This is a genomic window from Moraxella sp. DOX410 (genome assembly GCF_032248735.1).
Classification (GTDB): Bacteria; Pseudomonadota; Gammaproteobacteria; order Pseudomonadales; family Moraxellaceae; genus Faucicola; species Faucicola tetraodonis.
Map to the genome: position 1 here is coordinate 1 of NZ_CP135141.1, position 12266 is coordinate 12266.

A 12266-nucleotide genomic window follows, 5' to 3' on the forward strand; every position below is an offset into this window, starting at 1 on the left:
TATATCATTATAGTTGTCAACAGCGTATCACTAACATTGTTAGCTTATCAGCCATATATTTATCAGAAACCCTTGTTATAACAGTGTTCTTTGGATAGAGACAGATGCTGGTATTTGGTTTTAATGACAAGAAGATGACAATATTATGCTGTTCCTAACGAACATGTAATATCCGTGCCATCTAGCTGTCAGCCACCATTTAGTATTCTAAATCAACACCGCATAGAGGTTTGTCTCTGATACAGACCATCTCTACGAGCAACATTTGCAGTCTGAAAAGTATTTTTTGAAAAAATATGGTAGAGATCGTGATACAAATGCTGAAGCCATATTAAATGAATATATCGCGCATTAAAATCTAAAGCGGTAAGAATGACAGCATTGTAATCTTAACGTCATCTACCAGTCAGAATGATTAATGTATCATTTAGGCTAGTTTAACAGCTATTGAACTCAATAGCCTTTAATCCAAACAATAGGAATTAATCATGTCACAATTTAAATTACTGTCTAAATCAATCGCAATGACGGCCATCGCTCTTGTCGTATCGACCTCAGCTATGGCGCATGACCCAAAATTGCATGCTGAAAAAGATCAAATGAACTGTGAAAAGATGAAAAAGCATATGGATATGATGGGAAAAATGGATCATAGCAAGATGGATATGAAAGATCCTGCTATGAAAGCGATGATGGCTAATATGGGTAAAATGAAGCAAATGTACCAAAAACACTGCGTTACTAACGACAGTAAATCTTAAAAATTTTAGCTCTGTTCAATAGCAGTCAACACTTAACGGAAATAAATTTTTAGGAAAACATATGAAATTTTTATTGGGTGCGCTCTTTACTGTATTTGTGGCAATCGTTAGCGTGTTTGCGATTGTTACCAGTGGCGTTGTCTATGTGGGAGCTGACCAAGAGCATAGCCCAATGATGTTTAGCTTTTTGGAAACCGCTCGCAATCGTTCCATAGCAAATGCCAGTAAAGATATTGTGGTACCAGATTTAGAGAAGGTCGATATCAGCTCTGGGGGCGCGGACTATAAAGATATGTGTGCAGGCTGTCACTTATCTCCGGGAGTGGACAAAACTGACTTTAGCGAAAACTTATATCCAAAGCCACCTAACTTCACTAAGGCTGAGATCGTCAAACGTTATCAAACAGCGGACGGTGCAAAGCAAAGCTTTTGGGCAATCAAACACGGAATTATGGCTTCGGGAATGCCTGCATGGGGCGCCTCTCATGATGACGCTAGAATGTGGGCAATGGTTGCTTTTATCAGATCGTTACCTAAATTAGATGAAGCTCAGTACACGATGCTAACCACTAGGATAGATGACGATATGATGGACATGTCATTTGATGGTGAGATGAATATGTCGGATGATGGATCTGGAATGCAGCATTAATACTTTCTAGATATGAAAGCCTGCTAACTCACGGTTGTCGCTATCACCAATGTAGTACTGAACAGTGCTGCATTTAATGTTTTTAGTTAAGTACATAAGAATTCAAATATAGGGTGTAAGTTTTTAGAATAGCGAGCATAACAATAGACGTTTAGGAGTAATTTAATGAAACATTACACACATGTGTTTTCTAATGGACATAACTGGTTATCCGGTCGTGTCCTTTTATTGGTGGTGACATCGTCACTCTCGTTAACGCTAGCCGCTTGCAGCCAATCTAATATCAGTGGCTCTGATTCTCAACCAGTAAAGGTTGAACAGTCTGCTGCCCAGAATGCACAAGTACAGAATGAAAGTTCTGCTCCTGCAAATGCTCCCGTTAACAGCTCGTCATCATTACTCAAAAACGTCTCAGCCACGGTTTATAAAGATGCCAACTGCGGCTGCTGCAAAGAGTGGGTAGGCTATGCAGAAGGTAATGGATTAAACGCAACCACGCACGATGTTGCAGATCTATCCTTATTTAAGGAGCGTTATGGCGTACCACAGCACATGCGTTCTTGTCATACCACCGTTACCACCGACGGTTTTGTCTTTGAAGGGCATGTCCCTGCTAAACACATGGCTGAATTCTTAGCAAATCCTCCTGCACAAGCTATTGGACTTGCTGTACCGAGTATGCCGGTTGGTAGCCCCGGTATGGAGTATGAAGGTAAATTCATGCCTTATAAGGTAATGCAGCTTAATAAAGACGGCACCACAGAAGTCTATGCTGCTATTGAGTCTCCTCAGCAGCAGCTGTAGTGTTGGCTTAGATGTGAATAGATTCTGTTAAATATCGAAATATTATAACTATAAGCTTAACCACCATCTCTCAAATTAAATAAGGTCATCATTATGAATAAACAGAACATACTGAACCGCCGACGTTTTTTAACCGGATCCTCTGCTGTCCTTGGTGCCTCCTTGATGCCGACTATTGCTAGTAGCGCACTGGGACAATCGAGTCGCTCAGGCAGTCAGGGCGCTACGATTAATAGTGATCAAAACGTTCATAAAGTACCTGTATTGACAGGGAAAGAGTTTGATTTATACGTCAGTAAACAGTCCGTTATTGTGAACGGCAAAAAGAGCATGGCGACGCTCATCAATGATTCACTACCAGCACCGACGCTAAAAATGCGTGAAGGCGATACGGTGGTGATACGTGTTCATAATCAGATGGATGAATCAACCTCTATCCATTGGCATGGACTACTAGTACCGTTTGAGATGGATGGGGTGCCGGGCATTAGCTTTGATGGCATTCCTGCGAACAGCACCTTTACTTATAAATTCAAATTAAAACAATCAGGCACTTATTGGTATCACTCACACAGTGGGTTTCAAGAACAAACCGGTATGCTGGGTGCCATTGTGATTGAACCTAAAGGGCGTGAGCGTCATCCTATCGACGAAGACCATGTGATCGTGCTTAGTGATTGGACCAGCCGCAACCCGCATAATCTCTTGAAGCTGCTCAAACAGCGCGCCGACTTTGATAACTATCATCTACCAGACTTCAAAAAACTGCTTGCTGATATTGCCGAAACGGATATGAAAACCGCGTTTGATGAGCGCAAAATGTGGAATCAGATGCGCATGATGCCCACTGATTTTACGGACTTGTCGGGTGAAAACACATTTACCTACCTTATCAATGGCAAAACGACCGCAGCTAATTGGGCGCAAATCGTCAAAGCAGGACAGCGCGTTAAATTACGCTTTATCAATGCCTCAGCACAAACTATCTTTGATGTGCGCATACCCGGTCTCAAAATGACTGTGGTGGCAACCGATGGCATTGATGTCGCCCCAGTTGCGATTGATGACTTTCGCATTGGCGTGGCTGAAACCTATGATGTCATTGTCACCCCGACCAAAGATGCGCATACCATATTTGCCCAAAACATAGACCGTTCGGGCTATGTCGCAGCAACGCTTGCCACCAAAGAAGGTGCTCGTGCGGCAACGCCTGCTATGGACAAAATTGAATGGCTCACCATGGCAGATATGATGGGTGCTATGGGTGCTAATGGTTATAAAGCTAAGCACGCTAAAACAGAATATGACTTTAAGTCTGATATGCGTGTGGACAGTCCACGTGTGAACCTTGACGATCCAGGTATCAACCTGCGCAATATTAATAGAGAGGTATTGAATTATAGTCAGCTACGCTCTGTCGATGAGGCAATATTTGCGGAGCAGCGCAAGCCTACCCGAGAGATCGAGCTACATTTAACCGGTAACATGGAGCGCTATATTTGGGCGTTTGATGGGGTTAAGTTCAGTGAGGCCACGCCGGTCAATATTAAGCCGAATGAGCGCGTGCGTATTACCTTAGTCAATGACACGATGATGAATCATCCGATGCATTTACATGGGATGTGGAGCGATTTGCGCATGCCTAACGGCGAGTTTCAGGTGCGCAAGCATACTATTATGGTGCAACCGGCACAAAAAATTAGCTTTGATGTCACAGGAGAAGCTGGTCGATGGGCATGGCATTGTCATCTGCTCTATCACATGGAAGCCGGTATGTTTAGAGAAGTGGCGGTCGTTTAAGCAAATCTTTGATGGTTAAGTGAGAGATGAGATGAAAATACATAAAGTAGGTTTACGGTTCGCCGGGGTATCATCATTGGTATTATTAGCATCATCATTTGCTAATGCTGCTGACCCGTCCACGGTTAAAAAAGACATAACTATGTCGGGCATGGACCACAGCAAAATGGACATGTCGGATATGGATCATAGCAAAATGGATATGTCAGGCATGAACCATGGCTGTATGGATATGTCAGGCATGGACCATAGCAAAATGGATATGTCAGGCATGGACCATGGCTGTATGGATATGTCAGGCATGGATCATAGCAAAATGGATATGTCAGGCATGGACCATAGCAAAATGGATATGTCAGGCATGGACCATGGCAAAATGGACATGTCAGGCATGGACCATAGCAAAATGGATATGTCAGGCATGGACCATAGCAAAATGGATATGTCAGGCATGGACCATAGCAGTATGGATATGTCAGGTATGGACCATGGCAGTATGGATATGTCAGGTATGCAAGGTGGTAAAGCTCCAGCTGATGCTCGCAGTCCTGACTATTCAAACGGCGTTCCCTATGGGCGTTATGGTAAGCCTATGATGATGGGTGATATGCCATTATGGGGTGTTTCTGTAGAACAGTTGGGCTATCAGTTTGATGACGATCAGATTAACTATGAGGTGGATGCTTGGTATGGAAAAGATGAGCGACGCCTAGCTGTACGCAGCGAAGGTAGTGTTCAGACTAAGGACGATAAAAAAATTGATAGTCTGACCTCACTGGCTTATTGGAAGCCGCTAAGTATTTTTTGGAATGGTGAAGCAGGTGTCGCTTATGATACCAAAAACGATAAGGCTGCCCTTATGGCGGGTATCGTAGGTACTGCACCATACTTTGTTGAAACAGATGCAAGAGCCTATCTCTATACTGATGGTCAAGTACGTCTTGACTTAGGTACGGCATATGAGTGGCGTTTGACTCAGCGTTGGGTTGTCAGACCAGAAGTAGGGCTGACAGCCTTTAGTAAAGACGATACTGATAACGGTATTGCTAAAGGGTTCAATGATTTTGACGCTGAAGTTAGATTAATGTACGAGACTTTAAATCGTCAACTGGCACCTTACGTCGGTGTGAGCTATGAGACGGCTCTTGGCAGTGCGCGTGGCCAGCGGCGTCAAGAAAATGAATCGGTTGATAGCAGTAGTTTGACTGCCGGTGTTACATTCTGGTTCTAACATTGTCAAAATTATAGGAGATATATTATGAATACTTCTGATCAAAACAGCATGAATCATCAAAGCCATCAACAGGGCATGAATCCTTATGTGAAGTTCACTTTGATGATTCTTACGTCTACGATTGTAATGTTTATCATGATGTATTTTAATACCTATCAGCTGGATCATGTTTATTTTAGTGAGACCCGAGCCTATATGGCATTATATATGGGCGCAGTCATGGCGATTATCATGCTCGCCTTTATGAGCAATATGTATAAAAAGACTAAGATTAATTTACTGGTTTATGGAATAAGTGTAGTAATGTTTGCTGTAGGTATTTGGGGTGTGCGTTCCCAAGCAACGGTTGATCAAGTCGATTGGATGCAAGCCATGATACCTCATCACTCGATTGCTATTTTGACGAGCTCAAGAGCAGATATTGAAGACCCTAGAGTACAACAGCTCGCTGACGATATTATTAAAGCGCAAAAGCGTGAAATCGCTGAGATGCAAGCGCTTATTGAAGAGCTCGAATAGACGGCTATATATAGAGGTATGGCAAGCTAAGAAATTGATTATGAAAAAATGGTGATACCTGGTATCGGCGCTATAGTCTTCGCTGGTACCTTTACCTTAAAAGGACAGATTGCACAGATAATTAATGTGATTTTTTACCTACCCCTTCAACTGCAGTAACTGCTCTTTGTTTTACTGTTCTTATTTCAAAACCTCTTATTCCTATATCGAAATGTTCAATATCTGTCGATTGCTATTTTTGAGTGAGAGTGCTTTAAGAGTTGTACTTATTATCAATATTTATTGTCTTCAAGGAGTGGTTTTATGAAACATATTGCCGATGAAAAATCTATCAAAGGTGGTCAGTACGATAAAGTACCGGAAAATTATAGCGGTACGGTCTATATTTGTCCTATGCATCCAGAAGTAAGAGATGTTGAAAAAAGTGACTGCCCAATATGTGGCATGTTTCTTAAACCTGAAGACGAAGTTGCTAAAGATGATAGTCACGCTAGCTGTCATGGAAAGGATACTGATAGTAGCGGAGTAAAATCTGTTAAAGGCGGTAAATACGATAAAGTACCTGCTGATTACGATGGCACGGTATATACCTGTCCTATGCATCCTGAAGTGAGAGACGTTAGAAATAGCGGTTGTCCGATATGTGGTATGGCGCTTGAGCCCGAAACGCTTACTATCGGTGAAGAGGACACCTCAGAGCTTGACGACATGACTCGTCGTTTTTGGATATGTACCGTGTTGACTGTACCGCTATTAATATATGTTATGAGCGGTATGTTTGGAGTTGACTTTAGTCAGTATGGCATACCTTCACAGGTTTTACAATGGGCTGAGTTGGTGCTTGCGACACCTGTAGTGCTTTGGGGGGCCGCCCCGTTTTTCGTTCGTGGCTGGCAGTCTATAAAAAGCCGCAATCTAAATATGTTTACCTTGATTGCGATAGGCGTAGGCGCTGCTTATATTTTTAGTATTGTCGCGACCTTTTTTCCCAATATTTTCCCAGACAGTTTTAGAGACGCTAGTGGTCAAGTCGGAGTCTACTATGAAGCAGCAGCTGTCATTGTAACCTTAGTATTGTTGGGTCAAGTATTAGAGCTCAAAGCCAGAAGCCAAACTTCAGGTGCGATTCGAGCATTGCTTGAGCTAGCACCACCAACCGCAAGACGTGTTGACGAAAATGGAGAAGAGATCGAAGTCTCGCTTGATGAGGTTGTCAGTGGCGATAAGTTACGGGTTAGACCAGGTGAGAAGTTGCCCGTAGACGGTACAGTGATCGATGGTAATAGTAATGTTGATGAATCAATGGTAACGGGTGAACCAATCCCTGTATCAAAAGTAGCAGGAGATACAGTGACTGGTGGTACGGTAAATGGCACCGGAACGCTATTAGTCGAAGCGGTCAATGTTGGAGCAGATTCAGTATTATCTAAAATTGTACAAATGGTTGCTGAAGCCCAGCGTAGCCGCGCACCTATACAGAAATTGGTAGATAAGGTAGCTGGGTGGTTCGTACCGATCGTGCTTATTTGCTCCGTCATTACCTTTATTGTCTGGGCGATATTCGGCCCTGAGCCCGCTATGGCCTATGCTTTGGTTAACGCGATTGCGGTACTGATTATTGCTTGTCCTTGTGCCCTTGGTCTAGCGACGCCGATGTCCATTATGGTTGGTACCGGCAAAGGCGCGCAAAACGGCGTCCTCATCAAAAATGCTGAAGCGTTAGAGAGTATGGAAAAAGTCGATACCATTGTCGTCGACAAGACCGGAACACTGACCGCTGGTAAGCCCGAGCTTACCGCAATTGATGCGCAGGTAGGTCAAGATGAAGACGAGTTCCTCGCATTGGTAGCCTCAGTAGAAAGCGCTAGCGAGCATCCTTTAGCAGAAGCTATCGTTAGAGCAGCTCAAGAAAGATCACTCATTATTCCTAAAGCTACTGACTTTAATTCGACTACTGGCGAAGGCGTACAAGCCGTGGTCGATGGTAAGAAAGTCGCTATTGGTAACTCTAAGCTTATGGAAAGCCTAAATAGTTTTGATAATGAGCTGTCCACTAAAGCTGATGTCCGTAGAAAAGACGGTGAAACGGTAATGTTTGTGGCTATAGACGGTAAAGCTGCTGGTATTATTTCAGTTGCTGACCCTATTAAACCAAGCACTAAAGAGGCTATTTCACTGCTTCATGACGCAGGTTTAAAAGTTGTGATGCTAACCGGTGACAACGAAAAAACCGCGCAGGCAGTCGCCAATAAACTAGGTATTGATGAAGTTCATGCGGATGTCTCACCAGAGGATAAAAACCGTATCGTCAAAGAAATGCAAGACAGCGGTAAATTGGTCGCTATGGCGGGTGATGGTATCAACGACGCACCAGCGCTAGCGCAAGCTAATGTTGGTATCGCTATGGGAACCGGTACCGATGTGGCGATGGAGAGTGCGGGCATTACCCTGCTAAAAGGTGATTTAATGGGCATTGCCAAAGCTTATAAGCTTAGCCACGCCACCATGCGCAATATCAGACAGAATCTGTTTTTTGCCTTTATCTACAATGCACTTGGTGTTCCTATTGCCGCAGGTGTGCTCTATCCCATATTTGGGATTCTGCTCAGTCCGATGATAGCAGCGGCAGCGATGAGCTTGTCGTCATTCTCGGTGATTGCTAACGCGCTGCGATTGCGCCGTTTGAAACTATAATTCTGGTACGGTAAAAAGTGTTCTAAAGCACACTGACACATACTGGTCTAAACAAGATCACAAAATATAAGGATACCGTTATGGGCAGCTTTTCTATTACACATTGGCTGATTTTATTGGTCGTAGTGGTGGTCGTATTTGGTACTGCCAAGCTTAAAAATGCAGGTAAAGATTTAGGCGGTGCGGTGAAGGGTTTTAAAGAAGCGGTCAAAGATGAAGAACCCGAGAATGCTCGCAAAAATCATGTGCTTAGCCATGAAAATAGTACGCCAGCTGCAAGTAATGATTTAAATACGCGTGTAGGTAATCAGGCTGATGATATGGAAATCAGCCCTATTTCCACTGATGACCAGCCTAAAGTATGAAGCGCGCCGCTTATAAATAGCGGCACTAAGTAGTCTATTAATATATGTGACTGTTATGTTTGATATTGGGTTTTCCGAATTACTCTTGTTTGGCGTCATTGCTTTAATCGTATTGGGCCCAGAAAAACTGCCGCAAGCCGCACGTACCGCTGGGCAATGGTATGCCAAACTGCGCCGTACAGTATCCACCCTACAATCTGAAATAGAAGCTGAGCTTGATCTAGCTGAAACACGTCAACAAATGCAAAATGAACTTGCGAAAATCCGTCAGACCGAGTCGGATATGAAGCGCGAATTAGCAGAAATGCGTGGCAGTATGCAAAAGTTTGAGCAGTCACAGAACCAAAGCCTAGACGCTTCACATCAGTCAATCACCCCTTATGATAAAGACCATCAACAGAATACTACCTCCTCGTTCATTAAACAGGAGGCGGATCAGTGAGCCTATTTAAACGGCAAAAAAGTCGACAAGAAAAAATAACAGATATAGAGTTTGAGGCGCCAACAGATACAACACAGAATAGTGAGTCTGGAGATACGTTAGGTACGCTTGGCGATATGCCTATTACCGGACATTTAATCGAGCTGCGTACGCACTTAATAAGAATATGCGTGGTCGTCTTAATTATATTCTTAGTATTGGTGGGATTTTCACGCGAGCTTTATAATCTTTTATCAGACCCATTAGTGGCGCAGTTACCCATCAATTCGACCATGATTGCCACTGATATAACGTCAAACTTTATGGCACCCATTCGCTTAACGATATTCGTCGCCGCATTTTTAGCAATGCCTTATATCCTGTATCAAATTTGGTCATTTGTAGCTTCCGGCTTATATAAAAAAGAGAAGAAAATTGCCATTCCTGTACTGCTATCTTCGATATTTCTATTTTATGCGGGTGTTGCTTTTTCCTACTTTGTCGTACTCAAAGGGGTATTGAAATTTTTTATTATGTTCGCTCCGCAGAACGTTATACCAATGACCGATATTGACAGTTATCTGAGCTTTGCCCTCAAGCTATTTATGGTGTTTGGACTGACTTTTGAGATTCCAGTGGTTACCTTATTGCTGATAATGGCCGGAATCGTTTCTACTCAAATTTTAGAAGATAAGCGTCGTTATATCATAGTCGGCTGTTTTGGGATCGCCGCGGTAGTGACACCGCCTGATGGTGTATCAATGCTGTTGTTGGCGATTCCTATGTGGCTATTATTTGAGCTGGGTTTACTCTTAGCAAAGATATTAATTAAAAATGAACGAAATAATGATTTAGTCTCAGGGAATGAAACATTAGAAAGTAGCTAGCACTACTTAAACACGCCAAGAACCTTTTTTACTTTTTACTTTTTACTTTTTACTAGAGTATGTCAGCGTGAGTACTCTACTTAGCGACGGACTCTAAATGGAACACCCAACTAATAACAACGAAAAAAATGACGGTCTTGCAAATCGACTTAACCAAGAGTGCTACTGCATTACCCTTGATCGTAAAGCGCTTAATACAAGCCTTCAAGATCAATTGGTAGAAACTAGAAACAATCCAATAGGAGCGAACGAGCTTAATAAGCTTTTTTCAGCAACACCCGTGTTCGTTCCCAAAACAGAGATAGAGGCGATGGAGCGAATCGTCAGGGCTATCGAGTCAGCTGCCGAACTGCCATTGTATCAAGAGCAAGTGCTGTCGTGGGCACCAGAAATAGCTGCTTTCGACCCAGGCCCAATAGGGGCCCTCATGGGTTATGACTTTCACTTGGGTAGCGATGGACCTCAGCTCATCGAGGTCAATACTAATGCCGGTGGCGCATTTCTGAATGTGTTGCTCGCTCGCGCACAAAAACGCTGTTGCAACCCCTCAGAGCAAAGCGCTGCAACCAATCAAATGCTAGATAGGTTCGAGGAAGCAGTGTTTGACATGTTCAAACAGGAATGGCAGCGACAGTCCGCTGTTGTTATGCCCAATCGGATAGCCATTGTGGACAATGACCCCGAGAGTCAGTTCATGTTCTTAGAGTTTGAGTTAGCCTGTCAACTGCTCCAAGCTAGAGGTATTGATACTGTGATACTTGATCCCTCTGAACTCGAGTATATCGACGGTACGTTAACAGCCCATGGCCAGAAAATCGATATGATTTACAATCGGCTTGTCGACTTTGCATTTGAGGACCCTGACCATGTATTGCTTAAGCAGGCTTATTTAGAGGGTGCTGTGGTAGTGACACCCAATCCCCGCGTACATGCTATGTTGGCCAATAAGCAAAACCTGACATTGCTATCAGACTCCCAAATATTGCGCTCTTGGGGTCTGGATGAGGCTGCAGTGGAGTGCCTCGAAAGGTCTGTACCGAGGACTAAGATTGTATCAAGAGACGATGCAGCAGAGTTGTGGCTTACTCGGCGGCAACTGTTTTTTAAGCCAGTTGCTGGTCATGGAAGCAAAGGCGTTTATCGCGGTAGCAAACTGACTCGACGCGTCTTCGAAAACATTCTGGATGAAGATTATATCGCACAGACCTTTGTCCCTGCAGGAGAGAGATCACTCAAAATTGATGACATCGTAACAACAAGAAAGGTAGATATACGTCTTTATACGTATGGCGGAAAACTGTTACTACCTGCTGCGCGTGTGTATCAAGGTCAGGTGACTAACTTCCGTACGCCAGGCGGTGGATTCGCGCCTGTCTTTCAGGTGTGATCGTCTAGGTCTTATTTAGATGGCATTAGGCTGTTATAAGTCCGGTTAACTAATTCAATATTCTTCTTACCTAACAAAAGATGGTTGTATATTTATGATTGTCTATTACTTTCGGCACGCTTTTCAAAACACTTCGAAAACAATTGGAGCTAGAGATAGCAGTAAATGGGGTCAGCACAGAATTCGGAGAAAATAGTACGCTAAGGAATTTTGTTTATTAATAAATTTATTAAAATCAAAGACTTATTTTTTACCCTTTGCCTTTTTAATAGAGATGAATAATATGCAATTTAATTAAGAGTATTTTCATAAATTTATTAAACAACAAACACATAAAATTCAATAAATGTACCTAGCGTACAATATGAACCGAATTCCGTGCTGACCCCTTTTACCGTCAGGCTGCCTGACATAATCTACCAAGTGTTTTTCTCCGTTCTTGACAGCAGAGGTCAGTTTTTCCAATGATGAGTTTTACCTATCACAGTAATTTAAATACTAAACAAATGTACTTACCACCCTATATGGTCCGTTTTCTGTGCTGACCCCAAAGAAAGCTAAATCAAAGGCTTTAAAGTGATTTTCCAGTTTTTTAGGAAAGTTACAACTTCGCCTAAATGCTCGCCTTACTCGATGTCTGATAGTGCAATTATTACCTTCAATGCCTTTTGCAGTCTTTGATTTATAGTTTCGCTTACCATAGCTTTTGAAACCATTTTTCTTTATATTGTCACTTAGACAG

At 42.9% G+C, this 12266-nt stretch carries 11 protein-coding genes; all 11 read left to right on the forward strand.

Going from position 1 to position 12266, the window contains the following annotated elements; all coding sequences use genetic code 11:
• The first annotated feature begins 488 nt into the window (after nucleotides 1-488).
• The 11 genes from RNZ41_RS11400 to RNZ41_RS11450 all read left to right on the forward strand — a co-directional run bounded on the left by RNZ41_RS11400 (nucleotide 489) and on the right by RNZ41_RS11450 (nucleotide 11524).
• The gene (locus tag RNZ41_RS11400; protein ID WP_065262499.1) at nucleotides 489-761 is read left to right on the forward strand and encodes a hypothetical protein; all 273 of its coding nucleotides are present in this window, start codon (nucleotides 489-491) and stop codon (nucleotides 759-761) included.
• A 61-nt stretch (nucleotides 762-822) separates the two neighbouring features.
• On the forward strand, nucleotides 823-1413 hold the full coding sequence (locus RNZ41_RS11405; RefSeq protein WP_314027896.1) for a c-type cytochrome: 591 nt from the start codon (nucleotides 823-825) through the stop codon (nucleotides 1411-1413).
• A 165-nt stretch (nucleotides 1414-1578) separates the two neighbouring features.
• Entirely contained in the window at nucleotides 1579-2217 is a 639-nt protein-coding gene (locus RNZ41_RS11410; RefSeq protein ID WP_314027897.1) for a DUF411 domain-containing protein, read from the forward strand.
• Between the two features lie 93 nt (nucleotides 2218-2310).
• Nucleotides 2311-4017, forward strand: coding sequence for a copper resistance system multicopper oxidase (locus RNZ41_RS11415; protein ID WP_314027898.1), 1707 nt, complete (start codon nucleotides 2311-2313; stop codon nucleotides 4015-4017).
• A gap of 31 nt (nucleotides 4018-4048) precedes the next feature.
• The gene (locus tag RNZ41_RS11420; RefSeq protein WP_314027900.1) at nucleotides 4049-5248 is read left to right on the forward strand and encodes a copper resistance protein B; all 1200 of its coding nucleotides are present in this window, start codon (nucleotides 4049-4051) and stop codon (nucleotides 5246-5248) included.
• A 27-nt stretch (nucleotides 5249-5275) separates the two neighbouring features.
• Entirely contained in the window at nucleotides 5276-5770 is a 495-nt protein-coding gene (locus tag RNZ41_RS11425) for a DUF305 domain-containing protein (RefSeq protein ID WP_036599458.1), read from the forward strand.
• Between the two features lie 303 nt (nucleotides 5771-6073).
• Nucleotides 6074-8464: a copper-transporting P-type ATPase gene (locus tag RNZ41_RS11430; RefSeq protein ID WP_314027920.1), complete on the forward strand. Its 2391-nt coding sequence runs from the start codon at nucleotides 6074-6076 to the stop codon at nucleotides 8462-8464.
• An 80-nt stretch (nucleotides 8465-8544) separates the two neighbouring features.
• Entirely contained in the window at nucleotides 8545-8829 is a 285-nt protein-coding gene (gene tatA, locus RNZ41_RS11435) for a Sec-independent protein translocase subunit TatA (RefSeq protein WP_011959992.1), read from the forward strand.
• Between the two features lie 55 nt (nucleotides 8830-8884).
• On the forward strand, nucleotides 8885-9271 hold the full coding sequence (gene tatB, locus RNZ41_RS11440; RefSeq protein ID WP_036599454.1) for a Sec-independent protein translocase protein TatB: 387 nt from the start codon (nucleotides 8885-8887) through the stop codon (nucleotides 9269-9271).
• Nucleotides 9268-10137, forward strand: a complete 870-nt coding sequence (gene tatC / locus RNZ41_RS11445) for a twin-arginine translocase subunit TatC (protein ID WP_011959994.1) — start codon at nucleotides 9268-9270, stop codon at nucleotides 10135-10137. Before tatB ends, tatC begins: the two co-directional genes overlap by 4 nt.
• 97 nt (nucleotides 10138-10234) lie before the next feature.
• Nucleotides 10235-11524: an ATP-grasp domain-containing protein gene (locus tag RNZ41_RS11450; protein WP_100271371.1), complete on the forward strand. Its 1290-nt coding sequence runs from the start codon at nucleotides 10235-10237 to the stop codon at nucleotides 11522-11524.
• The last annotated feature ends 742 nt before the right edge of the window (nucleotides 11525-12266 follow it).